The sequence below is a fragment of the Stenotrophomonas chelatiphaga genome (assembly GCF_001431535.1).
In the GTDB taxonomy this organism is placed as follows: Bacteria; Pseudomonadota; Gammaproteobacteria; order Xanthomonadales; family Xanthomonadaceae; genus Stenotrophomonas; species Stenotrophomonas chelatiphaga.
This window is the reverse complement of the sequence record NZ_LDJK01000028.1, coordinates 1-24,619: the sequence shown is the minus strand read 5'-3', so window position 1 is coordinate 24,619 and position 24,619 is coordinate 1. Positions and strand designations below refer to the sequence as shown.

23 protein-coding genes are annotated in these 24,619 nt (G+C 65.9%); 4 read left to right on the top strand and 19 right to left on the bottom strand.

Going from position 1 to position 24,619, the window contains the following annotated elements; genetic code table 11:
- Positions 1-27: 27 nt before the first annotated feature.
- The 9 genes from ABB28_RS07655 to ABB28_RS07615 form a co-directional block, all read right to left on the bottom strand.
- The gene (locus ABB28_RS07655; protein ID WP_057508068.1) at positions 28-831 is read right to left on the bottom strand and encodes a DUF4198 domain-containing protein; all 804 of its coding nucleotides are present in this window, start codon (positions 829-831) and stop codon (positions 28-30) included.
- Positions 832-920: 89 nt separating this feature from the next.
- Positions 921-1,439, bottom strand: a complete 519-nt coding sequence (locus tag ABB28_RS07650) for a DUF2271 domain-containing protein (RefSeq protein ID WP_057508067.1) — start codon at positions 1,437-1,439, stop codon at positions 921-923.
- Positions 1,440-1,470: 31 nt separating this feature from the next.
- Positions 1,471-2,109, bottom strand: coding sequence for a PepSY-associated TM helix domain-containing protein (locus ABB28_RS07645; protein WP_057508066.1), 639 nt, complete (start codon positions 2,107-2,109; stop codon positions 1,471-1,473).
- A gap of 198 nt (positions 2,110-2,307) precedes the next feature.
- Positions 2,308-4,689 carry a TonB-dependent receptor domain-containing protein gene (locus tag ABB28_RS07640; protein WP_057508065.1) on the bottom strand — a complete coding sequence of 794 codons (2,382 nt, stop codon included), beginning with the start codon at positions 4,687-4,689 and terminating at the stop codon, positions 2,308-2,310.
- A 147-nt stretch (positions 4,690-4,836) separates the two neighbouring features.
- Entirely contained in the window at positions 4,837-5,244 is a 408-nt protein-coding gene (locus ABB28_RS07635) for a hypothetical protein (protein ID WP_057508064.1), read from the bottom strand.
- 181 nt (positions 5,245-5,425) lie between these two features.
- On the bottom strand, positions 5,426-7,075 hold the full coding sequence (locus ABB28_RS07630) for a phosphoinositide-specific phospholipase C-related protein (RefSeq protein ID WP_152983421.1): 1,650 nt from the start codon (positions 7,073-7,075) through the stop codon (positions 5,426-5,428).
- Between the two features lie 169 nt (positions 7,076-7,244).
- Positions 7,245-7,922 (bottom strand): Fe2+-dependent dioxygenase, encoded by a 678-nt coding sequence (locus ABB28_RS07625; RefSeq protein WP_057508062.1) that lies wholly within the window; start codon positions 7,920-7,922, stop codon positions 7,245-7,247.
- A gap of 57 nt (positions 7,923-7,979) precedes the next feature.
- The gene (locus ABB28_RS07620; protein ID WP_057508061.1) at positions 7,980-10,304 is read right to left on the bottom strand and encodes a catecholate siderophore receptor Fiu; all 2,325 of its coding nucleotides are present in this window, start codon (positions 10,302-10,304) and stop codon (positions 7,980-7,982) included.
- Between the two features lie 117 nt (positions 10,305-10,421).
- Positions 10,422-10,805: a hypothetical protein gene (locus ABB28_RS07615; protein ID WP_057508060.1), complete on the bottom strand. Its 384-nt coding sequence runs from the start codon at positions 10,803-10,805 to the stop codon at positions 10,422-10,424.
- A gap of 228 nt (positions 10,806-11,033) precedes the next feature.
- Between ABB28_RS07615 and ABB28_RS07610 the strand changes: the two genes are divergently transcribed.
- The gene (locus ABB28_RS07610; RefSeq protein ID WP_211260374.1) at positions 11,034-12,119 is read left to right on the top strand and encodes a hypothetical protein; all 1,086 of its coding nucleotides are present in this window, start codon (positions 11,034-11,036) and stop codon (positions 12,117-12,119) included.
- 1 nt (position 12,120) lies between these two features.
- Here the strand turns inward: ABB28_RS07610 and ABB28_RS07605 are convergent, their stop codons facing one another.
- From ABB28_RS07605 to ABB28_RS07575, 7 genes are all read right to left on the bottom strand, one after another.
- The gene (locus ABB28_RS07605) at positions 12,121-12,453 is read right to left on the bottom strand and encodes a non-heme iron oxygenase ferredoxin subunit (RefSeq protein ID WP_057508058.1); all 333 of its coding nucleotides are present in this window, start codon (positions 12,451-12,453) and stop codon (positions 12,121-12,123) included.
- Positions 12,450-12,989: a GNAT family N-acetyltransferase gene (locus ABB28_RS07600; protein ID WP_057508057.1), complete on the bottom strand. Its 540-nt coding sequence runs from the start codon at positions 12,987-12,989 to the stop codon at positions 12,450-12,452. The genes ABB28_RS07605 and ABB28_RS07600 overlap by 4 nt, the downstream gene beginning before the upstream one ends.
- Before the next feature lie 104 nt (positions 12,990-13,093).
- Positions 13,094-14,350, bottom strand: a complete 1,257-nt coding sequence (locus ABB28_RS07595; RefSeq protein ID WP_057508056.1) for a cysteine desulfurase — start codon at positions 14,348-14,350, stop codon at positions 13,094-13,096.
- Positions 14,347-15,609: a Fe-S cluster assembly protein SufD gene (gene sufD / locus ABB28_RS07590; RefSeq protein ID WP_057508055.1), complete on the bottom strand. Its 1,263-nt coding sequence runs from the start codon at positions 15,607-15,609 to the stop codon at positions 14,347-14,349. The genes ABB28_RS07595 and sufD overlap by 4 nt, the downstream gene beginning before the upstream one ends.
- Positions 15,609-16,373 carry a Fe-S cluster assembly ATPase SufC gene (gene sufC, locus ABB28_RS07585; RefSeq protein ID WP_057508054.1) on the bottom strand — a complete coding sequence of 255 codons (765 nt, stop codon included), beginning with the start codon at positions 16,371-16,373 and terminating at the stop codon, positions 15,609-15,611. The genes sufD and sufC overlap by 1 nt, the downstream gene beginning before the upstream one ends.
- Before the next feature lie 81 nt (positions 16,374-16,454).
- Positions 16,455-17,930 carry a Fe-S cluster assembly protein SufB gene (gene sufB / locus ABB28_RS07580; RefSeq protein WP_057508053.1) on the bottom strand — a complete coding sequence of 492 codons (1,476 nt, stop codon included), beginning with the start codon at positions 17,928-17,930 and terminating at the stop codon, positions 16,455-16,457.
- A gap of 16 nt (positions 17,931-17,946) precedes the next feature.
- On the bottom strand, positions 17,947-18,402 hold the full coding sequence (locus ABB28_RS07575) for an SUF system Fe-S cluster assembly regulator (RefSeq protein WP_042615235.1): 456 nt from the start codon (positions 18,400-18,402) through the stop codon (positions 17,947-17,949).
- 195 nt (positions 18,403-18,597) lie between these two features.
- Here ABB28_RS07575 and ABB28_RS07570 point away from each other — a divergent pair, with 195 nt between their 5' ends.
- The 3 genes from ABB28_RS07570 (at position 18,598) to ABB28_RS07560 (ending at position 20,675) form a co-directional block, all read left to right on the top strand.
- Positions 18,598-19,065: an SET domain-containing protein gene (locus tag ABB28_RS07570; protein ID WP_057508052.1), complete on the top strand. Its 468-nt coding sequence runs from the start codon at positions 18,598-18,600 to the stop codon at positions 19,063-19,065.
- An 87-nt stretch (positions 19,066-19,152) separates the two neighbouring features.
- Positions 19,153-19,689: a type 1 glutamine amidotransferase domain-containing protein gene (locus ABB28_RS07565; protein WP_057508051.1), complete on the top strand. Its 537-nt coding sequence runs from the start codon at positions 19,153-19,155 to the stop codon at positions 19,687-19,689.
- 164 nt (positions 19,690-19,853) lie between these two features.
- Positions 19,854-20,675, top strand: coding sequence for a hypothetical protein (locus tag ABB28_RS07560; protein ID WP_057508050.1), 822 nt, complete (start codon positions 19,854-19,856; stop codon positions 20,673-20,675).
- A 96-nt stretch (positions 20,676-20,771) separates the two neighbouring features.
- Here the strand turns inward: ABB28_RS07560 and ABB28_RS07555 are convergent, their stop codons facing one another.
- From ABB28_RS07555 to ABB28_RS07545, 3 genes are all read right to left on the bottom strand, one after another.
- Positions 20,772-23,015, bottom strand: coding sequence for a hypothetical protein (locus tag ABB28_RS07555; RefSeq protein WP_152983420.1), 2,244 nt, complete (start codon positions 23,013-23,015; stop codon positions 20,772-20,774).
- A 275-nt stretch (positions 23,016-23,290) separates the two neighbouring features.
- On the bottom strand, positions 23,291-23,875 hold the full coding sequence (locus ABB28_RS07550) for a YceB family lipoprotein (protein WP_057508076.1): 585 nt from the start codon (positions 23,873-23,875) through the stop codon (positions 23,291-23,293).
- A gap of 77 nt (positions 23,876-23,952) precedes the next feature.
- Positions 23,953-24,483, bottom strand: a complete 531-nt coding sequence (locus ABB28_RS07545) for a hypothetical protein (RefSeq protein WP_057508048.1) — start codon at positions 24,481-24,483, stop codon at positions 23,953-23,955.
- Positions 24,484-24,619 lie beyond the last annotated feature (136 nt).

The window sequence follows — 24,619 nt, the reverse complement described above, 5'->3', positions numbered from 1 at the left end:
CCGGGCCAGGCCCGGCTCCGGGGTTCATCATTGCGGCAGCACTTCCAGCGTCGCCACGTAGCTCAGCCTACGCTTTTCAGCCTGCTTCACCGACGTCTTGTTGTCTTCGGTGCCGGTTTCCAGCCAGTACATCCCGGCTTCCGGCCAGCTCACCTTGATCTCGCCCTTGGCATCGCTGGTGACCTTGATCTCGTCCTGCGCATTGCGGTAACGCGTAGCGCCGCGCACGATCTCGAACTCCAGGCCTGCGGTGGGCTTGCCGTCCACCAGCACGCGGAAGGCCGCTTCCTCGCCGGCGAACAGATCGTTCGGGTGGCCCACCGCGATCAGCTCGATGCCCTTGTTGGTCGGCTTCAGTGCGGTGGCATTCGGCGCGCCATTGGTGACGAAGGTTTCCACCCGGCCGACGGATTCGGACACCTGCACGTTTTTCGCTTCCTTCGGCAGTTCGCCGAAGCTGGCCGCATTGCCGCGCCAGCGCTTGCGCTCGCCATTCAACTCGTAGGTGGCGAACAGGCCGTCGTTGACCGAGGCGATGCGGTAGGTGCCGGCCTGCTTCAGCTCGATGTCGAACACGCTGCGGAACTTGCCGGTGGCACCGTTCTGCGGCTGCACGCTGCTGCCGTCCGGGGCGGTGACCACCACCGATTCCAGGCGCAGCGGTACGTGGTTGAAGTAGAACAGGTCGTTGGACACGGCACCGTCCACGGTGATCCACGGGTTGGTACCGGCGATCACCGTCTGCGACGGCAGCAGCCAGGCCTTGTGGGCCAGCGCGGAGAACGGAAGGGCAGCGGCCAGGGCGGCGGCGAGGACGAGCGTGCGCTTCATCGGGATGACACTCCAAAAAAGAGAAAGTAGGAACCGGGGTCGGATCGCTTCTGCGGTGCAGAAGGGACCTGACCCCATGCGGGACCCGGTCAGGGCTTGACGGCGAGGGTGACCTTGCCCAGTTCGGTGCTGCCCTGCGCCGAAGCGTTCTGCGCGGTCTTGGCCGGCCAGCTGAAAGGCACCTTGACCAGTTCACGGCCGCCGACTTCGCGCGCCGCTTCCACCACCAGCGTGTAGTTGCCCGGCGCGAGGTCCTTCAGCGCCGGCTGGCGATCGTTGAACGACAGCGCGTGGGTGCCGACCGGACGTGTCGGACCGGTCACCCCGTCCACCGGCACCTCCAGCGTGCGGCCACTCTTGCGCCACCACTGGCGCAGGTCCGGCAGCCACTTGGTGCCATGGCCTTCGCTGTTGCCGGTCTGCTGGTACCAGACCGACAGGTTGGCGGCGACTTTCTGGTCAGCGCCTTCCAGCCAGATCGCCACGTACGGACGGTGGTACTCGGCGACGTTGAGCTTGGGCACTTCGACGTTGATGTCCAGCGTGGTCGCATAGGCCGGCGAGGTGGCCAGCAGGCCGCTGAGGGCGATGGTGAGGGTGACGCGCATGGGCGGCTCCAGCAGGAAAGGGCAGGGAAGGTCAGTGGATCAACAACAGGGCGATCAGCAGCGGAATCATCAGGCCCAGGCCGACCAGCGGCCAGGTCATGCGCCGCTGCCGCGCATGCAGGTGCAACAGGAACAGGCCGGTGATGCAGAACACCAGGCAGGCCACGGCGAACACATCCAGGAACCAGCCCCACGCCGGGCCGGCATTGCGCCCTTTGTGCAGGTCGTTGAGGTAGGACACCGCCCCGCGCGAGGTCGATTCGAACTCCACCGCGCCGCTTTCGCGGTCGATGCTCAGCCAGGCATCGCCGCCGGGACGCGGCAGTGACAGGTAGATCTCTTCCGGCGACCACTCCGCGGCGCGGCCACCGATGGATATATCCAGTTCGGCATCCAGCCACTGGCGTGCGGCACGCGGCAGCGGCGCATTGCCGTCTTCGCGCGTACCCAGTTGGCCCAGCACTGCGGCGGGCAGCTCCAGCTGGCGGTTGTCCACCTGCGGGGTCGCTTCGATTTTCGCCGCGTGGTTGAGCGTGATGCCGGTAGCGGCGAACAGCAGCATGCCGACCAGGCAGACGGCCGAGCTGATCCAGTGCCATTGATGCAGCGTGCGCAGCCAGAAACCGCGGCTTTGCTGTTGCTGCACGGTAGTAGAGACAGAACGGCTCACGCAGATGGGCAGGGCTCAGGGAGAGGGGGCATTACAGCATTGATGAGAATTGTTCGCAATTAGCGGGTGGGGTAGCGGTGGGTGAGGACCGTTGGTCCTCACGCCTTGTGACGACCAACGGTCGTCACCCACCAGGCAACATGACGGCCAGCGGCCGTCACTACCAAGCAGGATGACGGCCAGCGGCCGTCACTACCCTCAGAACGAGACGTTCAGGCTGACCCAGACGCTGCGCGCTTTGTCCTTGTTGTTGTAGTCATCCTCGAACAGCACTTCGCTGGTGCCATCGGCATAGGCGCCGTTGCCGTCCAGGTCGGTGAAGGTGGCCTGGTAGGTGGTGAAGTCGCGGTCCAGCAGGTTGTTGATGCGCGCGTTCACGGTCAGCCACTCGGTCGCCTTGTACGAGGCGCCCAGGTGCAGCACGGTGTAGTCCTTGTAGTACAGCGGCTGGTTGGTGACCGCGCTCACGGCGCGGTAGCGCTTGGAGCGCATTTCACCGGTCAGGAACACGTTGAAGCGCTCGCTGGCCTGCCAGTCGAAGGTGGCGTTGGCCATGTGCTTGGCGCTGTTGCCCAGCGGCAGGCCCTTCTCCGCGCCGCTCTTCTGTTCGCTGTCGGTATAGGTGTAGTTGGCACGCAGTGCGAAGCGTTCGCTGATCTCCCAGCGGCCGGCCACTTCGGCGCCCTGGATCACCACCTCGTCGATGTTGACCGTGCGCGAGCTGCTCGCATAGCCCAGTTCGGCGTACTCGCCGGAACTGGTGCAGGCCTGCGCGAAACCGGGGCCGCACGGCTGCGAGGTGATCTTGTCGTCGAACGTGTTGTGGAACACGGTGGCATTGGCGCTGTGGCCCTGCGGGTGCTGCCAGTACACCGCCAGTTCGGTGCTGGTGCTGGTTTCCGGCTGCAGGTCCGGGTTGCCGTACATCGGCGACGTGCCCTGTCCACCGAAGCCGGTCACCCCGTCATACAGCTGGGTGGTCTTGGGGGTCTTGAAGCCGGTGCTGACGCCGCCTTTGATGGTCCATGCTTCGCTGAGCGTGTACACGCCGTACAGGCGCGGGCTGAGGTGGTTGCCGAACACTTCATGGTCATCGAAACGCAGGCCGTAGGTCAGCGCGAACGGTTCGGTGATGTTCCAGGTGTCCTCGGCGAACAGCGAGTACATGTTGTGGTCCTGGACCTGGCCGGGATTGCCGCTTTCCATGCCGAACACACCGTCGGTCAGCTCACCGCGGATCACCTGCGCGCCGACCACCGCGACATGTTCGCCGGCGGCCTGGAAGGGGATGTCCAGCTTGGCATCGAGGGTGTACTGCGCGCTTTCCAGCGTGCGCTTGGGACGTGGCAGGAAGGCGGCTTCGGCGGCGGCGCGACGCTGTGCCTCGGTCTGGCCGACGTAGGCCCCGGTGCCGTTGAGCATCTGCAGCAGCTGGCGGCGTTCGTCCACGGTGAACGGCATGGTGCGGCCATCGTTGTTGGTGGCCACGTGGGCCAGCGACACCAGGCTGCGGCCGAAGCTCCAGTCGCCTTCATGGGTCAGCGCCCACGCATCGCGGGTGAACTCCTGGCTGGCGCTGTAGCCGACGCGCGGATCGGCGCGCGTGCAGTTGCGGCGGGTGATGCAGGTGGTGGAGTTGCCGCGCCAGATCGAGGCGATGCCATCGACGGTGCCGACCGGGTATTCCTCTACGCCGGCGTCGTTGATCTTGATCGAATTGTCGTATTCCTGGCGCGAGGTATCGAAGTCCAGGGTGATGCGCTGGGCATCGGTGGCATTCCATTCCAGGCTGATGCCACCGGCCTTGTTGGTGTTGTCCACGGTCTTGCCGCCCGCGCCGAAGCCCAGCGGGCGGGTGTGCTCCACGCCGGCCGGATCGGTGGACGGCGAATACACCGGGTTGGAGGCCTTGCGGTCATACCAGCTGGCACGCGCGCTGAGGTTCAGCACGCCCGGCACCAGCGGGCCGGTGATGAAGGCATCGACGGTACTGTCATCGCCGAACTGGTCATCGGTTTCGAAGGTGCGGCCGATCGTGGCCGAACCGTGCCAGCTGTCCAGCGCGCGCTTGGTGATCACGTTGATCACGCCGCCCATCGCATCGGCACCGTACAGGGTGGAGGCCGGGCCGCGGATCACTTCGATGCGCTCGATCGCATCCAGCGGCGGGATGTGGTTGAACTGGTTGCCGCCGAAGTTGTTCGGGTAGATGTCGCCGTGGTTGTTCTGCCGGCGGCCGTTGATCAGCAGCAGCGTGTAGTCCGAGCCCATGCCGCGCATGGACACCGAGCCCTGGCCGGTCTTGTCGCGGGTTTCGCCCACGTCCACGCCTTCCAGGTCGCGCACGGCATCCAGCAGGGTCATGTACGGGCGCTTGGCCAGTTCTTCGCGGGTGATGACCGAGATGCTGGCCGGTGCATCGGTGATCTTCTGTTCGAAGCCGGACGCGGTGACCACCACCTGGTCCAGGGTGCGCGGCGCGGCGACTTCCGCGAAGGCCGGCGCGGCCAGGGCGCACAGCAGGGCGCTGGACAGGACGGTGCGGGAAACGGATGAACGCAGACGATGGCGCTGGGCCATGGCAGTAACTCCAAAGGGTGCTGGAAAGCGCCGCAGCCGGGCCGGTGGCGCGGTGCAGTGCGAAGGGCCCGGTCCGGGCCGACGGGAAATGACGCGGCAGAAGCGATCAACGCGCATGCCCCAGGCAGGGCCTGCGCGGAAGGTGGATCAGGCCAGCGGAGGCGCCTGGCCGCGTTGCTGGCGGCGTCCGGGCGCATCGGCGCGGGGCGGCTGCGCGCTGGCATGCCGCCAGTCGCGGGAACGGTCAGCGGTGTCGGCCGGCGTGTGCGCCAACAGGGTCCAGCCGAGCACGGCGATGGCAGCGGCCGGGCCGGGCGTGGTCTGCGCCGCAGGGGGTTGGTCGGTCAGTGACGTGCGGCGCAGCTTCGCCGGTGCCTGTTCGTGCAGCGGCACGTCGCCGCCGCCGCGTTCCTCCACCGGCAGCGGCGCCTGCAGCACGGCCGACGGCGCATGCGGGTCGGCACCCGGTGCGAGCAGCGGCAGCGAGCCCAGCAGCAACGCCAGCATGGCCACCCACGCCAGCAGACCGGCCAGCGCGGGACGCTGGCCGCGCATGGCGGCGCCGAGCTGATGGTGGCGATGTTGAGAACGCAAGAAGCACCCCGGATGGTGGCCGCCTGCAGAGCGCGGCGTGTACGAGGTGTGATTGTAGTGAGAGCTGTTGTTATTCGCAAATGATAGCTGTTCGCACTAACAGCCGCCGCCAGTGCACCTTGGCGCACTGGCGGCCTTGCCTTCAGGGCACACTGACCCGCACTGCAGAGACCTTTCCGTTGAGTCCATTCACATGGTGATGCTTGACGGCCATGTATTCGTTTTCGCCACTTTCTTCCAGCGTGACAACAGTCCAGACCTTCGTCAGGTCCTGCTTGATGCGGAACGTCGTGTAGTCATCACTTGTAGATCCGGAAGGCGAGTCATAAAGGGTGATGACAGTCCCCTTTTTCGCGGCCATCACCTTGACCGAGCGCGCGTCATCATTGTGGCAGCTGGGCTCGTTCTTGATGTTCCAGAAGCTGCTGCGGGTGAGCCCGAACGCGCATGAGATCCGCTGCGTCCCGCCATCGCCGCGCATCAGGATGACCGCAGCTTCCCCATGCGGGCTGGCCGCCGGCTCGACCTTGATATGAGACACCTTGCCGGCCAGCCCGTTGCCGCCCGAGTAGAGATAGCGGAAGGCGGGTCTGTACTGCACGCTGTCCAACGTATTGAGCACCACCGGCGAATCCCAGGGGATATCCCGATCGATGTTGAGCACGCCGAAGTCATCATCACGGCCGCCGTCGGCACGATCATGGAACGTGATCCGCTGTCCCTTTTTCACTCCCCGGATCTTGAGCGAGCGCATCTCATCGTTCTCGCACCCCAGCCGTTCACCGTCTTTCATGCTCCAGTTGTGAGCGATGGCGGAGCTGAAGCCGCACACCACGTTCTGCGTGGCGTCGTCGCCTTCGTAGGCGACAACCCCGCCATTGTTGCGATGCTCCACGTACTCCAGGGCGTCGCCGCGTTCGACCGAATCGATGGCGACGAAGTTGGGCATCCGCTTGCAATGCTTGATTTCACGCGCCTCGATGTACTCCCAATGGTTGTCGTAGTCACCATGGATCAGCTCAGGCACCTTGTGGAAATGATTCATCAGGAACAACCGTTTCCAGCCTTTCAGGCCGGTTTCCGTGTTCAGCGGTATGCCGTTCCAGCGCGTGGTGCAGCTGAAATCATGCTGGCCGATGGTGTCGCCGATGTTGTAGGTGTTCTGGACCATGATGTCCTGGTCGAACATCACATGCGACGTTGAATTTGTCAGGTCTCCGCTGATCTTTTGATCCTGGCTGATCAACAGCAGGCGTTGGTTGGAGGACTGCAGCTCCTTGATCGTGGGCCAGTTCTTGTGCGCTTGCCAGCTGGGGCTTCTTGGATTGAACGTGTGCTTGAACAGATCGGGACGCTGGTCGCGCAAGCGCTCCAGATCTGCCTTCTCGATGTAGGGTTCAAGGTGTATCGCAATGACCGCGGAAGGATGGGTGTCAAGGAAGCGCTGGATCGTCTCCAGGTCGCGTGACAACGGCGCAACGCGGGAAATGGCCGGATTGCATGTTCCGTGGCAGACGTAAAGCTCGCCACTTTTCTTATGCACATCCAGCATGAAGCCGCGCACGCCGCGGTCGAGCTGCTGTTGGATGGTCAGGCGCTGGTTCGGCAGCACGCCGGCATGATTGAACGCGTTGTGCGCCATTACCATTACGATCTCGTCCAGGCGCTTGGAGGAGTCGGCGATGTGATCCGGGCGTGCGAGCTCGGCGTGTGCGGTGGTCGAGACGGCGAGCAATGCGCAGGCGGTCAGCGGGCGCAGGGATGAAGTGTTGCAGGCAGTTCTGCATGACATGGTAGCGTCCTGGGGAAAGCAGGAACTCCAGAATATGCATGCCACTGGGCCGCACCATCAGTTGCCTTACGGTGTTGCTGTAGGTGGGTCGCACCTTGCCTGTTGGGTCGAACGGTCTGCGCAAAGCAGACAATTCCAGAAGTCGGCCTGCAACGGCCACGCCGCAATCTCAGACCTCGCTCCAGCGTCGCAGCAGGTTGTGGTACACCCCGCTCAGCTGCAGCACGGCGGCCGCATCGGCCTGGCTTTGCCGCAGCCGCTCGATGGAGGTATCCATCTCCCACAGCAGGCGCCGCTGGGCATCGTCGCGGACCATGCTCTGCACCCAGAAGAACGAGGCCACGCGCGCACCGCGGGTGACCGGGTTCACCTGGTGCAGGCTGCTGGACGGATACAGGATCAGGTCGCCGGCCGGCAGCTTCACCTCGTGCTCGCCGTAGGTATCGCTGATGATCAGCTCACCCCCGTCGTAGGACGCCGGTGCTGACAGGAACAGGGTGCAGGAGACATCCGAACGCAGGTGCCCCTGCGCGCCATGGGCCATCACCGCGCCATCGACGTGGAAGCCGTAGGTGCCGCCACCCTGGTAGCGGTTGAAGCGCGGCGGCAGGATCTTCAAAGGCAACGCGGCAGCAAAGAACAGTGGATTGCGCTGCAGGGCCGCCAGCACCACCCCACCCAACCGCGCTTTCAGTGGCGAGCCGTCGGGCAACTGCTCATTGCGCTTGACCTGCGCGCCCTGGCGGCCGACGGTCTCGCGGCCATCGGTCCAGTCGGCCTGTTGCAGCGCGTCCTGCAGTTCGCCGAGTTCCTCGGCAGTGAGCACGTTGGGGATGTGCAGCAGCATCGTGTCCGTCCGGTAAGGGAGAAGGCGCGGGACGCGTGGGCGTCCCGCGCGCTGGGTTCAGAAGCGGAAGTCCGCGCTGAGCAGGAACGTACGCGGCGTGCCCGGGGTGTAACGGTAGCCGCTCTTGTTGATCGCAGCCACATACTGCTTGTCGAACACGTTGTAGGCATTCAAGCGCAGCACCAGCGCTTCGTTCACCGCGTACGACAGCACCGCGTCGTACACCGTGTACGACTTGGTGAAGGAGGGCGTGCCGACGGCGCCGTCGGTGCCGCGATGCATGGCGCTGCTGTAGCGCACGCCGCCGCCCAGCGTCAGCCCGAACGGCAGCGCATAGGTGCTCCACGCAGTGAAGGCGTCATCGGGGGTGTAGGTCAGGTTGCTGGTGCCGTCCGCCGCTACGTTGGCGCCTTCCTTGACCTCGGTGTCCAGGTGGCTGTAACCGGCCGACAGCGACCAGTTGTCGGTGACGCGGCCCACGGCGGACAGTTCCACGCCCTTGACCCGCTTGCTGCCGGTCTGGGTCGGGTTGCCGGCATCATCCAGCACCTGGGTGTTGATCTCGTTTTCCACATCGGTCTGGAAGATCGCCAGGTTCAGCGCCAGCGCATCATCAAGGAAGGCCCACTTGCTGCCCACTTCGAAGGTCTTCGCTTCCTGCGGGTCCAGGCGCGGGTTGTCCAGGCTGCTGGCCGAACTGCTGAGGGCGAAATTGCTGCCGCCCGGCGGCTGCTGCGAGAGCGCGTAATTGGCGTAGATGCTGGCCGTATCACCGGCTTTGTACAGCACGCCGAGCTTCCAGTTGAGCAGCGTGTCCGATGCTTCCAGCGTCGGCGTCTGCAGCACCGTACCGACCGGGTTGGTGCCGCAGGCCGGACCCGCCCGGCCGCCGCACACCACCGAACTGGCGTATCGGGTGTCGTAGTGGTCGGCGCGCACGCCGGCGGTCAGAAGCAGGCGCTCGCCCAGGTGCAGGGTGTCGAACAGGTAGGCCGACCAGGTGGTGGTCCTGCCATGTGCATCGGCGCCGTTGTGGGCCCAGGTCAGGCCACCGACGTTCCAGTCCGGGGCGTACAGGTTCGCCGCCGGCCAGCTGCTGCCACCGGTGACGGCCTGGCCGAAGCTGTCCATCTCTTCGCGGGTGTATTCCAGGCCGGTGCTGAGGTTGTGCGCGATGGCGCCGGTGGCGAAGTCCGCGCGCAGGTTGAGCTGGTCGGTCAACAGGGTGTTGCGCTGGTCCTTCAGCGTGGGCAGGCTGCGCGCGATGGTGTACGTGGACAGGTCGTTGCGGTCGGTGTAGCGGATGTTTCCCGTCGGTGCGCCGTTGGCGGCGCGGGTGCCGGTGCCCATGAACGCAGTGAGCAGGTAGTCCTGTTCGGTGCGGCCCCAGCGCGCGGTGTTGGTCAGGCGCACGGCATCGTTGAAGTCATGTTCGATGCGGAAGGTGGCCATCTTCGCGCGGACATCGTCATGGTCGGCGCGGGTGCCATAGAAGTTCTGCGGATCCACCGGGTGGCCGGCCAGCACTTCCAGGGTGGGCTGCGGGATCCAGCCGGGCAGGCCGAGGGTCGGCACGCCGCCATCGGGCACGTTGTCCTGGTCCACGTAGAGCAGGTTGAGCACGTAGCGGGTATCGGTGCCCAGGCCGAATGCCAGCGACGGCGCGATGCCCCAGCGCGAGTTGTTGACGTGGTCGCGGCCGGGCTGGTCGCTGTCCTGCCAGACGGCATTCAGGCGCAGCGCACTGGTCGCCCCCAGCGACTGGTTCCAGTCGGCGGTGGCGCGGCGCTGCTGGTCGCTGCCCAGGCTGGCGGTGCCGGACACTTCATCGTGCAGGGTGGCCTGCTTGCTGACCATGTTGATCGCACCGGTGGGCGCCGAGCGGCCGTTGTCGGTGCCCGCCGGGCCCTTGGTGATCTCCACCTGTTCGGTGTTGAACACATCGCGCGAGATCGAGCCCAGGTCGCGCACGCCGTCCACGAACAGGCTGCTGGAGGTGTCGAAGCCACGCATGTACAGCGCATCACCGGTGGCGGTGTTGCCGTTCTCACCGACGAAGAAGGTTCCCACGCCCGGGCTGTTGCGCAGCGCTTCGGTCAGGGTGGTGGCGCCCTGCTGGTTGAACAGGTCGGCGGTGATCACCTGTATGGTCTGCGGGGTGTCCTGCAGCGATTGGGTGAACTTCGGCGAGGCGACCTTGTCGGCCTTGTAGCCGCGGGTGGCGTGCACGTCCACCTTGTCCAGCGTGCGTGCGCCGTCGTTGCTGTCGGCGAAGGCCAGCGAGGGCAGGGCGGCCAGACCGAGGCCCGCGGCAAGGCTGGCGGTGGCCAGCGGCAGGGGACGGAACGCGGAAGCGTGCTTACGGCTTTTGATCGGGTTCATGGGCAGGAATTCGATGATGGCGGGTAGCTGTCCGCCAGGCGACAACAGGGCAGCGGCCGGTGGATGGCCGGCGGCGTGCGAAGGAGATGGCGCGCCGGAGCCCGCAGGCGGCGGCAGTCAGGCGCTGCGCGGAGGCGCCTGTCCCAGCGGTCGCCGTGGCAGGCGCGCACGGAACGCCAGCGCCCGGTCCGGTACCTGCGTGGTCCGTGGCCGGTGCTGCAGCAGGAGGCTGCGGGTTGTCGCCTTCCAGCCCGATGGCTTGCTGCGCCCGGCCTCGGATTCCGCTTCGGCCGACGCCATCGCGTGATCAACGGGCACCCCCGGGTGAGGCATCGGGCCGCCGCGGAGCAGGACCGCGCTGTAGCCGGAGGCAGAGACGTTGACCGCACCGCGCGCGCTGGCCTGCCAGAGCATCAGCACCATCGCCACGGCCAACAGCGCCCACGCTCCGCGGCCCAGCAGGGCGGAGAGATCGGGGAAACGCGGTTGGCGCGGCGTCACGCAGGAGAGCCCTGATACATGGTGTTACAAATGGTAGCAGTAACGCGAACCATTCGCATGTAAAGCGTGCGGTCCGTGCGAAGTGGGAGAGGAGCAGGTTCGGGGGATGCCTGCATCGTCGTAAGGGGATGCCTTAGGGCGCTGGCTGCAGGTACTACGTCAAGGATTGCGCAGGGCAGGCGCCGTTAGCCTCTGCCACGCCAATTCCGGCTCACCTGGTCGCTTGCCATGCATTTTCCGCCTGACAATGGGGATCTATCGGCACTCCCCGAATCCGACACCATGCCGCTGGACGGCCTGGATCCACGAACCACCGGCAGGCTGGTCCGCCGCGCCATTGCCGACATGGGCGAGGGCATCGCCTACGGCAGCAAGGTGGTGCTGCAGCCCCATGACCATGAGCTGGCGCTGCTGCTGGGGCAAACAGCGGCCGACGTGTGCCCGGGCAACCAGCGACTGAACTGGAAACTCAACGCGCTGGTGAGTGCGAATGCCAGGTACTGCGCGGTGAAGATCGTCGGCTCCAACGCCTGCAACCACGCCCTGGGGCTTCCGCGTTCGCAATCCCAATTGATGCTGTACGACAAGCTGACCATGACCCCGCTCGCCCAGTTCGATGGCACCGGGCTGTCCGCGCAACGGACCGGCGCCTATGCTTCGCTGGCGGTCGACCAGCTGCTCGCCGACAAGCAACGGTTTTCGGTCTGCCTGTATGGCGCCGGGCCCATTGCCGACTGCGTTGTCGATGACCTTCATGCCCATCATGCCGACCGGATCAGCCGGATCGAGGTCTGCAGCCGCCGGCCGTCGAGCGCACGGTCATTCGCTGCCGCGGCAGCCGCGCGCACCGGGCTGGAGGTCTGCGTTGGCGGGGACGGCCCGGGACACGCCGATCTGCTGATCACCGCCACCAACGCCGGCGCGCCCATCGTGCCTGCCGACAGGCTGCACGACGATGCGGTGGTGCTGCATCTGGGCGGTGACGAGCTGCCGGCCGCCTTCATCGAACGCACGCTGGGGCGCGGTACGGTGCTCTGCGACGACGTGGCGAGCGTGTGTCACCGCAGTTCGCAGAGCCTGCCGCTGTACTTCGCGCGGCAGAACCTGAGGCTGTCCGACCTGGCGGGACTTTTCAGGATCCGCAGCCTGCATGACCGCGCGCTGCAGGGTCTTGCGCGCCTTCCGCGCCCGGCCTTGATGACCTGCGCGGGGCTGCCGGTACTCGACCTTTACCTGGCGCAGTGGGTGTACGAGCAAGGCACGGCGTGCGCCGGCCAGGTGCCCGTTGCGCAGGCGTCGCTGCGCCGTCACTAGGCTAGTCGCGGTCGTCCCGCGTCCAGACCGCGTCGTGTTCGCGCTTTACCGGGAACTTCGGCGCCGGGCTGTACGCGGGGGCACACAGCGCCCGGCCATCGCGCACGTCGAAGCGGGCGCCGTGCAGCACGCACTCGATGCTGCCTTCGGCGCTGTTGAACTCGCCGGAGGACAGCTCGAATTCTTCATGCGTGCACTGGTCTTCCAGCGCGTACAGGTCGCCGTCCAGGTTGAACACCACGATCGGGGTGCCGGTGACCTCGTCGAACACGCTTTTCATTTCGCCGGGCAGCAGCTCGTTGCTGGCGCAGACGAAGGTCCAGGCCCCGCTCATCGCGTCGCCCCCGGCAGGTGCTTTTCCAGGATCTCGAACTGCAGGTCATCGCGCCTGGGAATGCCAAACCGCTCGTCGCCATAAGGGAACGGCTTCTTGATGCCGGTGCGCTGGTAGCCGCGGCGCTCGTAGAAGGCGATCAGCTCCTCGCGGATGTCGATCACCGTCATCAGCATGCTGGTCAGGCCCCACTCGCGAACGCCATGGGCCTCCGCTTCGGCAATGACCTGCTTGCCCAGGCCGCTGCCCTGCTGGGCGGGGTCGACGGCGAACATGCCGAAATAGCCGTGCTCGCCGCCGTCGGCGACGTGGGCGCAGGCCAGCAGCTGGCCATCGCGCTCGGCGAGCAGGATGGTCGAGCGCGCACGCGCGATGTCAGCCTGAAGGCCCTCGGCATCGATGCGGGCACCGTCCAGGATGTCCGCTTCGGTGGTCCAGCCGGCCCGGCTGGCGTCGCCACGGTAGGCCGAGGTGACGAGGCCGATCAGGGCAGGAATGTCGGCCGGCGTGGCGGCCCGGAAGGTCAGCGTGGTCATGCCGCCATTCTAGCGAGGACATGCAGAAATGGGGTCAGAGTCCGGGGTCAGAATCGTTTGCATAAGGCAAAAGGACTTTGATCCCGGACTCTGACCCTTTCTTCTCATCCCAGCAGCTTGCGGACCTTGTTCAACGCGACGATGAAACGCTCGATTTCTTCGTGCGTGTTGTAGAACGCCAACGAGGCGCGGCAGGTCGCGGCGACGCCGTAATACTGCAGCAGCGGATGCGCGCAGTGCTGGCCGGAACGGATCGCAACGCCTTCCAGGTCCAGCAGGGTGGCCAGGTCGTGGGCGTGCGCGCCCTCGACCAGGAACGACACCACGGCCGCCTTGTCCGGCGCGGTACCGAAGATACGCAGGCCGTCGATCTTCTGCAGTTCTTCGGTGAAGTGCGCCAGCAGCTCGGCTTCGCGGGCTTCCACGTGCGCCAGGCCCAGTGATTCCAGGTAATCCACCGCCACGCCCAGCCCGATGAAGCCGGCGATGTTCGGCGTGCCGGCTTCGAACTTGTGCGGGGCCTCGTTGAACACGGTGCCCTCGAAGCTGACTTCCTTGATCATTTCGCCACCGCCGAGGAACGGCGGCATCGCATCCAGGTGCTCGCGGCGGGCCCACAGCGCGCCGGTGCCGGTCGGTCCGCACATCTTGTGGCCGGTGATCGCGTAGAAATCACAGCCGATCGCGGCCACGTCGACCTTGCGGTGCGGCACCGCCTGCGAGCCGTCGACCACGGTGATGATCCCGCGCTTGCGGGCTTCGCGGCAGATCTCGCGCACCGGGTTCACCGTGCCCAGCACGTTGGATACATGGGCAACGGCCAGCAGCTTGACCTCGGCGGTCATGGCGCGGCGCAGGGCGTCCAGGTCCAGCGATCCATCCGGGCTGATCTCGGCCACGCGCACGCTGGCGCCGGTGCGTTCGGCCACCAGCTGCCACGGCACGATGTTGGCATGGTGTTCCATCCGCGAGACCAGGATGACATCGCCTGCCTTCAGCCGCGGCAATGCCCACGAATAGGCGACCAGGTTGAGGGCGAAGGTGGTGCCGCTGCACAGCACCAGCTCGCTGGCGCGCACGTTGAGGAAGCGCGCCAGCTTGGTGCGTGCGCCTTCGTAGGCGTCGGTGGCCTCGGTGCCCAGCGCATGCACCGCACGGCTGACGTTTGCGTTGTAGCGGCGGTAGAACTCATCCACCGCACCGATCACCTGCACCGGCTTCTGGCCGGTGTTGGCATTGTCGAAATAGACCAGCGGCTTGCCGTGCACTTCGCGCATCAGCAGCGGGAAATCCTGCCGCACGCGGTCCCAGTCCGGGGCGGCGCCGGTGTCGGCCTGCGGGCGCGGCGTGGACAGGTTCATGCCACGCCCGCTTCGGACAGGGCGCGGTCGAGACGGCGACCCAGCTGCTCGCGCAGCGCGTCCGGCAGGATCTTCAGCGGCTCGTGGCAGAACGCAGCGCTGAGCAGGGCCTGCGCCTGTTCCTGCGGCAACCCGCGCGAACGCAGGTAGAACAGCGCATTCGCATCGAGCTGGCCGACGGTGGCGCCGTGCGCGGCCTTGACCTCTTCGGCGTCGATCACCAGCGTGGGCTGGGTATCGATCTCGGCGTCGGCCGACAGCAGCAGGTTCTTGTTGGACAGGTTGGCGTCGGTGCCGTCGGCCCCTTCGCGGATGTGGATGCCGCCGTGGAAGACCACGCGGCTGCGGTTGGCGGCCACGCCGCGCCACAGCAGTTCGCAGTTGGTGTCACGCGCGATGTGTTCGATGCCCAGGCGGGTATCCACGTGGCGGCGGCCGGTGCCCAGCAGCACGCCATTGGCGGTCAGCTGTGCGTTGTCGCCTTCCAGGCGCACGTTGAGTTCGTGGCGGCTCAGCGCGGCGCCCAGTTCCAGGTCCACGCGGTGGTACTGCGCATCGCGCGCCAGCACCGCATCGGTGCGCAGGAAGCTGGTCTGGCGCGTGCTGCCGGCCTGCAGGCGGGCGTGCTTGAGCACCGCCTCGCGGGCAAGGTGGACATGCACCACGCTGTTGTCCAGGTGGGCGCCATCACCGGCCTGCAGGTGGTGTTCGACGATGCCCAGGCTGGCCCCGGCCCGCAGTTCGATCAGCGAGCGGTGGTGCCAGGCCAGGTCGCTGTCGGTGGCCACGCTGGCGAACACCAGCTGCAGCGGCACGTCCACCTGCACGCCTTCGTCCACCCGCAGCACCACGCCTTCATCGGCCAGTGCCGCGTTGAGGCGGGCGAAGATTTCATCGCCGCGCTCATAGCGGCGGGCCAGCACGCGCGCGCCTGCTTCGTCGGCGGCCAACGCGGCCGACAGCGGCTCCAGCTGCACGCCGGCCGGCAGGCCGTGGGTGTCGCTCAGGCCGTCGTGCAGGCGACCGTTGACGAACACCAGTCGCGGGGCGGGAATGTCATCGAGCAGGGCGACATCCAGCGCCGGCGGTGCCAGCGGGGCAGCGCCGAAGCTGCGACGCTCCAGCTGGCGCAGCGAGGTGTATTTCCAGGCCTCGGTGCGCGGGCCGGGCAGGCCATCGCGCAGCGCGGCATCGAGCACGTCGCGGCGCGCGTCGCTGCCGCAGAACGTAGCGGCCAATGAATCCAGCAATGCGCTCATCAGACCGCTGCCTCCGGCACCACGCGGTTCTTCAGGAAGTCGTAACCGTGCTCTTCCAGCTGCAGCGCCAGCTCCGGTCCACCGGACTGCACGATGCGGCCATCGGCCAGCACGTGCACGAAATCCGGCTTGATGTAGTCCAGCAGGCGCTGGTAGTGGGTGATGACCAGGAACGAACGCTCCGGGCTGCGCAGTGCATTGACGCCGTCGGCGACGCTCTTCAGCGCATCGATGTCCAGGCCGGAATCGGTTTCGTCCAGGATCGCCAGCTTCGGCTCCAGCACGGCCAGCTGGAAGATCTCGTTGCGCTTCTTCTCGCCACCGGAGAAGCCTTCGTTGACGCCACGGTGCAGCAGTTCGTCCTTCAGGTGCAGCACGGCCAGCTTCTGCCGCACCAGCTTCAGGAACTGCATGGAATCCAGTTCCTCCTGGCCGCGCGCCCTGCGCTGTGCGTTCAGCGCCGCGCGCAGGAAATAGGTGTTGTTGACGCCGGGGATTTCCACCGGGTACTGGAAGGCCAGGAACAGGCCGGCCGCCGCGCGCTCTTCCGGCGACAGCTGCAGCAGGTCGCTGCCTTCGAACTGCACGCTGCCTTCGCTCACGTCATACCCTTCACGGCCGGACAGCACGTTGCCCAGCGTGGACTTGCCGGCACCGTTGGGGCCCATGATGGCGTGTACCTGGCCGGGCTTTACGTCCAGCGACAGGCCCTTGAGGATTTCCTTGTCGCCGATGCGCGCGTGGAGGTTGTCGATCTTCAGCATGGTGGGGGTTTCCGTGGTGCGGGCCCGGGGCCCGCCAATGATGTTTTGGTTCGAATGCAATACGTGGGGGCAGGGCGGGGGTCAGCCCACCGAGCCTTCCAGCGAGACGTCGAGCAGCTTCTTGGCTTCCACCGCGAACTCCATCGGCAGTTCGCGGAAGACCTGCTTGCAGAAGCCGTCCACGATCAGCGACACCGCGTCTTCCTGGCTGATGCCACGCGCGCGGCAGTAGAACAGCTGGTCGTCGGAGATCTTCGAGGTCGTCGCTTCGTGTTCCACCGTCGCAGCGGGGTTCTTGACCTCGATGTACGGGAAAGTGTGCGCGCCGCATTTCTTGCCGATCAGCAGCGAATCGCACTGGGTGTAGTTGCGCGCGCCTTCGGCACCACGCTCGATCTTCACCAGGCCACGGTAGGTATTCTGGCCGCGACCGGCGCTGATGCCCTTGCTGATGATCTTGCTCTTGGTGCGCTTGCCGACGTGGATCATCTTGGTGCCGGTGTCGGCCTGCTGGCGGTGGTGGGTCAACGCCACCGAGTGGAATTCGCCCACCGAGTCGTCGCCCAGCAGCACGCAGGAAGGGTACTTCCAGGTGATCGCCGAACCGGTCTCGACCTGGGTCCAGGTGACCTTGCTGCGCGCGCCACGGCATTCGGCACGCTTGGTGACGAAGTTGTAGATGCCGCCGACGCCGTTCTCATCGCCCGGGTACCAGTTCTGCACCGTCGAATATTTGATCTCCGCATCTTCCAGCGTGACCAGTTCCACCACCGCGGCATGCAGCTGGTTCTCATCGCGCATCGGCGCGGTGCAGCCTTCCAGGTAGGACACGTACGCCTTGTCTTCGCAGATGATCAGCGTGCGTTCGAACTGCCCGGTGTGGCCGGCGTTGATGCGGAAATAGGTGCTCAGTTCCATCGGGCAGCGCACGCCCTTGGGGATGAACACGAAGCTGCCATCGGAGAACACCGCCGAATTGAGCGCGGCGAAGTAGTTGTCACCGACCGGCACCACGGTGCCCAGGTACTGCCTGACCAGCTCCGGGTGCTCCTTGATCGCTTCGGACATGGAGCAGAAGATCACGCCCTTTTCGGCCAGTTCCTTGCGGAAGGTGGTGCCGACGGACACCGAATCGAATACCGCATCCACCGCCACGCCGGCCAGCTTGGCGCGCTCGTGCAGCGGCACGCCGAGCTTGTCATAGGTGTCCAGCAGTTCCTTGGGCACATCGTCCAGCGAGGCGTACTTCGGACCCTTCGGCGCGGAGTAGTAGCTCAGCCCCTGCAGGTCGATCGGCGCGATCTTCAGCTTGGCCCAGTCCGGCATCGCCATGGTGAGGAAGTGGCGGTACGCCTGCAGGCGCCACTCGGTCATCCACTCGGGCTCTTCCTTCTTCGCCGAGAGGGCGCGGATGGTGTCCTCGTCCAGGCCCGGCGGCAGGGAATCCGATTCGATGTCCGTGATGAAGCCGGCCGAATACTTGCGGCCAAGCTGCTCGTGGATCTCGCGATTGGGGGTGTCGTCGGTGACGACGGTATCGATGATGTCGGTGGCCATGGGGGCTGCCTGTGGATCAGGAGACGACAGCGGCCGCGATGGCACGGCGCTGGGAGTCGTCAACAAGGGGAAGGGGGGAGAGGATCTGGGCGAGCGTGACCGCACGCAGCGCCTCGGACACCACGTCGTTGATCAGCCGCCAGCTGCTGCGCGCGCCGCACTTGGGCGCCATGTTGCACTGGTGGTTGTCGTGGCTGCATTCGGTCAGCGCCAAGGGACCTTCCATGGCCTCGACCACCTCGAACAGCGAGATTTCGCCGGGCGCGCGGGTCAGCCGGTAGCCGCCGCGGACGCCGCGCAGGCCTTCGACCAGCCCGGCCTGGGCCAGCGGCTTGAGCACCTTGCTGACGGTCGGCGGTTCCAGGCCGGTGAACTCGGCCAGCTCGGTCGCACTGAGCACCTCGGCCGGACGAGCGGCGAGCACGGTCAGGACCACGGTGGCGTAATCGGTGAGCTTGGTGACGCGGAGCATGGGGGTCTGCAGCTGATTTGCAAAGCGGACCGAAATTGTACGCTTTTATGCGCCCGCGTCCAAGCCAGGCCTTTCCGGGGCGCCGACCCGTGGGGTCGCCGCGAGCGCGCAATGGTGCGGCCTGGCCATGATTTTGGCAATCACGAAGATTAAGGGAGAATCAACGCTCCTCTTTCCAGAACGCCCCCTGCGCCCATGCCGAAGAAGATCAAAGCCCGCAAATCCGCCATCCATGGCAACGGCGTGTTCGCCATCGCGCCCCTGAAGCAGGGTGAGCGGGTGATCCAGTACAAGGGCCTGCTGCGCAGCCACGCCGACGTTGACGCCGACGACAGCGGCGACGTGGAAAGTGGCCACACCTTCCTGTTCACCCTGAACGACGACTACGTGATCGATGCCAACTACAAGGGCAACGAGGCGCGCTGGATGAACCACAGCTGCGATCCGAACTGCGAGGCGTTGATCGAGGAAAGCGAGGACGGCAACACGCGCGAAGACAAGGTGTTCATTGAAGCACTGCGCGATATCGCGCCGGGCGAGGAGCTGGTCTACAACTACGGCATCACCCTGGCCGAGCGCCACACCGCGCGGCTGAAGAAGATCTGGGAATGTCGCTGCGGATCGAAGAAGTGCACCGGCACCATGCTGCAGCCCAAGCGCTGAGTTGCACGCCTCGTCCACATCGGTATCACCGCCGGAACATGGGCCGGCGGTGATGCTGGCAGCTCCTTTACACATCGGAGCATCTCCATGGCACAGCGTCTTGACGGCAAGAAGATCGCGATCCTCGCCACGCACGGTTTCGAACAGTCTGAACTGACCGATCCGAAGAAACTGCTCGAAGGCTGGGGCGCGACCACATCGGTGGTTTCCCCGGCCAAGGAGGGCAGCATCAAGGGCTGGAAGGAGAAAGACTGGGGCGATGAAGTGACCGTCGACTTGGCGTTGGCCGATGCCAACGCGGAGGACTTCGACGCACTGCTGCTGCCCGGTGGCCAGATGAATCCCGATGCGCTGCGCATCGAGCCGTCGGCACTGGCCTTCATCGAGGCCTTCGGCAAGGCGGGCAAGCCGGTGGCGGCGATCTGCCACGGACCGTGGCTGCTGATCGACACCGGGCTGGCCAAGGGCAAGCAGGTCACGTCCTGGCCGTCGGTGCGGCGCGATCTTGAAAACGCCGGCGCGCAGTGGCGCGATGCGGAGGTGGTGGTCGACGGTACACTGATCACCAGCCGCAAGCCGGACGATATTCCGGCCTTCAGCGAAGCGCTTGCCAAGGCGCTGTAGTGCTGGCCGGCCGCGCGCGTAGACCTGGTTACGGAAGGGCGTAGGCGAACACGTTTTGCACACCCCGGGAGCCTGTGATGCACGATTGTCGACAGCCCTATACATGCAGGGCCGGTTTTTCGGCACGCCCGGACCCGCTGCAGGGCTGGCGCCTGGGGGCGGACATGGCGTCCTCCCTGGTGTTGGAAGAGATCCTTCCTGACGGGCAGCGCCACGCCTTCCTGCGGGGCCCTTTGTATGCAGGCGTGAAACTGACCGGGGAGATCGTGTCCAGGACGTTCCACGGCCTTGTGCCCGGGACGTCCTACTTCGCTGGTGTGACCCACCGTCGCAATGACACGCTGTTCGGCGCAGACCGCATGCTCTGTGCTGAACTGCACGTCGATGGAGTATGTCGGAGCAGGGTATTCAGCTGCGTTGACGCCCTGAACCGGGACGGGGCACTGTTTACTGCAACCGCCGCCGAACATACGGTGGCCTTGGTCGCGGTCGACTGCGAGGACGGGCCGGGCTCGTATCCCAACGTTGACATCAGCGGATTCGAAGTGAAGGAGCCGCTTTACCTTCGTAGCGTTTTCAGCGATGGACGCCTGGATGGTTGGGAGATTGGCCCGGAGCCGGGTGGACATGGATTCGATGACGGTAACCTGGTGCTGCAGGGCAACGGCAGGCGCGAGGAGACAGCGCTGGGCAGGCGGATCGAGGGACTGGAGCCCGGCAGCAGCTATGTGATCGAGATGCGAATCAGTGGAGCGCAGGCGCTGTCAGGGCAGGTTGCTGCCGAACTGGTGCTTGCTGTCGATGGCGTCAGCTACATCAATGACGATCACATCATCCAGCCTGGCGATGCCGTCCGAACGCTGACACGAAGTTTCACGGCGACCACGTCCTCCGTTTACTGCGCGCTGGAGAGCTTCCAGCCTGCGCGGGTCGATCTGCTGGTCCAGGATATAACCGTACGCGAGGAACTTCCCGTCTACGGATGAGCGCAGTGCATGTCCTGGCAGCGGTCTCGAAATGGCTCCCCGACAGGGCCCGCCTTCCCGGCCGTTGCAGCGCGTTCGTCCAGGGCTGTCTGGGCGCTATACCTGCTTCAGCACCAGCTCGTCCAGGTCGAGGTTGGTGCCGGTAACCAAAGGCGAGCCAGGTGGAAAGTGGCTGCGCGCCCAGATCACGATATGGTGATGTTCGCGCACGGCACGAAATGCAAAGCCGACCGTCACCCAGTTGGATGAATCGATACGTACATCGGCAGTCTGGGTCACGCCGTCGAGCTTGAACGCCAGCAGGGGACAAGCGTGTACATCGGACGCCCCAGTGCGTCGTGCCTTCATGCTGAAGTGATAGTCGGCGCCTGGGGTGAGAGGGGAGAACTCACGCCCCATCACCATGCCGCGGGATTGAGCGCACCGCGCCGGCGCAATTCCGCGCATGAAGGTGTTGGGGGCTCCATCCTCATTCAGTTCCCTGGCCAGCTCCAAGCGGCCTCCGCTACTTTGGGACCAGCCGTTCAGGGGGTCATGCGCGTCTTCAAAATCAGTCAGATGATGATGCCGCCTGCCGGACAGGGGGGCGGCCCCGCGCGCCTGTCGAATACGTGGCGGGGGGGTGGGATCCAGGCGTGGAACATCGTCCAAGGAGATGGAGCGTATGCGAAGGGTGGACTGCGCCTGCGCAAGGACCCGCAGCGAGAGATCCAGTTGCGTTACCCCGGCAAGGTCTCCGGAGCCGGTGAGGAACTCGGCATCGATCGTCTCAGGCCCCTGGATGGAATGCTCCGATGAAAGCAGGCTGTCGTCTGCCGTGAATACTGCCCGCAGGGGGGGCGTGCCGGCCGCGCGTTGGCTGGCGGGGATGTCCACCTCTGCCCTGACTACGTACCTGGTTCCCGCCTCCAGATGACGGAAGTGCTTTCCTACTGCGCTGCCGGCAGGGCACGCTGACGTGTGCAGCAGCAGCCCTTCAGTGCCCAGTTCGGCGATGGCAGGTTCCGGGCTGACGGCCCAGCCCTGCATTCCATCGCGCGCGAACTCGGTCTGATGCGCCTGCAGCTCCCGCACCAGAAGATGGTTGATGACGAAGTTTGAACCGGGTGCATGAACGGCGCCATCGGGTGCAGGGTGGTCGATGCTGCGGATCGAGAGCGTGTGTGTCTGCGCGGTGGGCTGGAAGGTGAAGCCGTAATACGCCCATGTCCTGCCCCCGGTCAGGTGGATGGGGCCAGCCAGGACTTTTCCATCGAGTTCCATCACCCAGATGGGCCGGAGGGTATCCGGCAAGGCGATGCAGCGGCGGTGAACGGCGACCTGGAAAAGATAAGTGCTTCCTTTTTTCAGTCCACTGAAGGTCTTCAGGAGCACCGGGCCGAGCGCTGCAGCGCCTTGATCTGCCGGCCCCTGCAGCACAGTCGTGGCGGGCGTCTGCTCATGCCGTGGCCACGGCACCAACACGGACCCGGCTGCAGCGGCGCCCAGATGCCAACCGTTGAACGGATCGGTGGAAGACTGGAAATCGGTCACGTCGCGATAGGGCGCCGCAGGATCCAGCGGGTCCGGGGCCCCCCCTAATACCGGGCGCACATGCACGCTGAGAAGGCGGAGTGGATATCGGTGCGGAAGGTCGTTCTCCAAGGCCACTATCATGCTGTCTGCGTTGGCGACGAACGTGCCGTCCAGGCGCCAAGGAAGACCTCGGGGCCAGATCGTTCTCGGCTCGATGAAACGCGCGCCGTCCACGCTCAGGGACAGGTCGGCCGGGTCGAACCCATCCACGTCGGTCCCTGCATCCGGAGGTGGGATGTCGACCACGTCCAGTTCGAAGGCAACGTGATAGACCGTACCGGCTACCAGGTTGTTCAATCGCTTGAACAGGACCACGCCGGTCGCGTTGCTGGCAGCGTCCAGGCGGAGGCCGTCGCATCCCGCTTGTTGCGCCAGGGAAACCGTCTGCGATTCGGGTCCCAGCGTCCAGCCGTTGGCGCCAGCGGGTTCGAACACCGTCGCCTCCGTCTGGAGTGCGGTGAGCACCGCTGCGCCCAGCTCGCAGTCTGCGGCGGCCCCGCTGGACTGCGCATCACCTGAGGGCAAGATTGCAATCGTCACCGCATGTGTTTCCGCCGTCGCGACGAATTCCAGGCCCGTGGCCGTCCACTCCGCCGAGGTGACCAGAATGGGGGCGGTTCTCAAAGTGCCGTCAAGGTAGAGCTGCAGTCTCGGCGGCTCGGTTCCCGTAGATGGGCCGACACGGCGCGCATCAATTCCAAAATGATAGGTGCTGCCGGGGCGTAGCCGGGTGAGATCAGCCGACAGCCCCGTACCGGCCGACATCGCAATCGATGAGGAGGCGTCGGATCGGCGTACGGGCGCACGCCCATGCGGGTCCGCCGGGTTCCGGCAGAGTGGCGCAGGGCCATCGGGGCTGCCCACCTGCCAGTATTCAATCGTGGGCGCTGGCGGATCGTTTTCCGTATGCATGGCGGGGAGGCGGCTGCCGTGAGGGAAGAGAGCCTTCTAACGCCCGCCTAGTATGATCAGGCGCCGTGGGCGCGACGTGACCACAGCCTCGCCCTTCGAGGTCCTGGGTGTGAACGTCTCGCCGTGAGTCATCTCGCGGGTACGATCGCACCCAGATCCTGGTTGAAGGTGACCTGCAGGCGGCCGTTCTTCACCTGTGCCGACTGCACCTGCAAGGTGCCCAGCAGGCTGGCGACGGCCGGGTCGATCCGATAGATCGGCTCACGCTGTGCGTAGTCACCCAGCCATGCGTTGAGCAGTGACTTGGTGCGCGAATCCAGGCGCGCGCCCTGCTGGGCCGGCACGAAGTCTTCCATGGTGGGCTGCTGCAGATGGAAGCCCTGGGTCTGCTGGTCGTAGCGCAGGCCGCTGCTCAGCTTCACCGTGCCCAGCTTCGCCGGCGCGCCACCCGCCGTGGCCAGCGCGATATCCATGCCCAGGTTCAGGCGTTCGCCTGCCGGCAGCGTCAGCTGCGGGTGGCTCATGGTCAGTGCGATCAACCCGCCGAGCGCGTCCTGCGTGCGGGGGAAACTGCCTTCCAGGTACTGCTGCACGTCGCCGGCACCGACCGACAACTGGCGGCCCTCGATGGACGGCGCGGCCTGCGCGCCGATGGCGGCGGCCACCAGCACCGTGGCGGTGGCCAAGCGGGTGAACAACGGACGAAGACGCATGGTCGTGGCCATCTGAAAGGGGGACATGCAGAAGATAGCCGGTCGCACTGAACCGCGCGTGCATGGTGGTGGAGCGGTCAGTCCAGCACCGGCTGCAAGCGGGCCGCCTGGATCAGCCAGCCATTGCGCTGCGGGTCCGGCACCAGGCGGTACCAGCCGCTGTAACGCAGGGTAGTGGTGGCCGTGAGCACGCGCACGCGCACCGGCACTTCGATCAGGTGGGTGGGACGCTGCTGGTCGCGCGCCTGCGGCGGCTCGGTGCTGATCCGCAGGTCACGCACATCGCGCAGCGAACGCAGCGCAGCATCATCGGCACGCCCGGGAGGCGGGGCGACCATCCAGCTGGCATCGGCCTTGTCGAAATCACGGCGCAGCAGGTGGCCAGCGTAGGTACGCACCACCGCGCCCGGATCCGGCGCATCAGCGGCGACGGCCGCCAGCAGCGGCAGCGCATCGGCGTCCCCGACCGCGGAAGTGCCGGCCGGCACTGCGGCAGCGGCTGCGGGTGGCCCGGCGACCACAACGTCCGCTGCAGGCGGGACATCTGCCGCGCGCTGGCACGCACCCAGCAGCATCAGCATCGGGAACAGCCAGCCGGCACCGCGCATCGGTCGCACTCGTCAGGACGGAAGCAGGCAGTGTAGCCAAGGCACCTCCGCGCATGCCATCAGGTTCCCCCCTAAAGGCCGCCAACGTCGCTGCCAAGGCGGTCATGAACCCGTCTAAGGTGGGGCGGGGTGGGTT

Coding starts and splice junctions, on each gene's coding strand:
- ABB28_RS07655 (WP_057508068.1), bottom strand. CDS start 831: ATGAAGCGCACGCTCGTCCTCGCCGCCGCCCTGGCCGCTGCCCTTCCG.
- ABB28_RS07650 (WP_057508067.1), bottom strand. CDS start 1,439: ATGCGCGTCACCCTCACCATCGCCCTCAGCGGCCTGCTGGCCACCTCG.
- ABB28_RS07640 (WP_057508065.1), bottom strand. CDS start 4,689: ATGGCCCAGCGCCATCGTCTGCGTTCATCCGTTTCCCGCACCGTCCTG.
- ABB28_RS07635 (WP_057508064.1), bottom strand. CDS start 5,244: ATGCGCGGCCAGCGTCCCGCGCTGGCCGGTCTGCTGGCGTGGGTGGCC.
- ABB28_RS07630 (WP_152983421.1), bottom strand. CDS start 7,075: ATGTCATGCAGAACTGCCTGCAACACTTCATCCCTGCGCCCGCTGACC.
- ABB28_RS07625 (WP_057508062.1), bottom strand. CDS start 7,922: ATGCTGCTGCACATCCCCAACGTGCTCACTGCCGAGGAACTCGGCGAA.
- ABB28_RS07620 (WP_057508061.1), bottom strand. CDS start 10,304: ATGAACCCGATCAAAAGCCGTAAGCACGCTTCCGCGTTCCGTCCCCTG.
- ABB28_RS07610 (WP_211260374.1), top strand. CDS start 11,034: ATGCATTTTCCGCCTGACAATGGGGATCTATCGGCACTCCCCGAATCC.
- ABB28_RS07605 (WP_057508058.1), bottom strand. CDS start 12,453: ATGAGCGGGGCCTGGACCTTCGTCTGCGCCAGCAACGAGCTGCTGCCC.
- ABB28_RS07600 (WP_057508057.1), bottom strand. CDS start 12,989: ATGACCACGCTGACCTTCCGGGCCGCCACGCCGGCCGACATTCCTGCC.
- ABB28_RS07595 (WP_057508056.1), bottom strand. CDS start 14,350: ATGAACCTGTCCACGCCGCGCCCGCAGGCCGACACCGGCGCCGCCCCG.
- sufD (WP_057508055.1), bottom strand. CDS start 15,609: ATGAGCGCATTGCTGGATTCATTGGCCGCTACGTTCTGCGGCAGCGAC.
- sufC (WP_057508054.1), bottom strand. CDS start 16,373: ATGCTGAAGATCGACAACCTCCACGCGCGCATCGGCGACAAGGAAATC.
- sufB (WP_057508053.1), bottom strand. CDS start 17,930: ATGGCCACCGACATCATCGATACCGTCGTCACCGACGACACCCCCAAT.
- ABB28_RS07575 (WP_042615235.1), bottom strand. CDS start 18,402: ATGCTCCGCGTCACCAAGCTCACCGATTACGCCACCGTGGTCCTGACC.
- ABB28_RS07570 (WP_057508052.1), top strand. CDS start 18,598: ATGCCGAAGAAGATCAAAGCCCGCAAATCCGCCATCCATGGCAACGGC.
- ABB28_RS07565 (WP_057508051.1), top strand. CDS start 19,153: ATGGCACAGCGTCTTGACGGCAAGAAGATCGCGATCCTCGCCACGCAC.
- ABB28_RS07560 (WP_057508050.1), top strand. CDS start 19,854: ATGGCGTCCTCCCTGGTGTTGGAAGAGATCCTTCCTGACGGGCAGCGC.
- ABB28_RS07555 (WP_152983420.1), bottom strand. CDS start 23,015: ATGTCGGCCGGTACGGGGCTGTCGGCTGATCTCACCCGGCTACGCCCC.
- ABB28_RS07550 (WP_057508076.1), bottom strand. CDS start 23,875: ATGCGTCTTCGTCCGTTGTTCACCCGCTTGGCCACCGCCACGGTGCTG.
- ABB28_RS07545 (WP_057508048.1), bottom strand. CDS start 24,483: ATGCGCGGTGCCGGCTGGCTGTTCCCGATGCTGATGCTGCTGGGTGCG.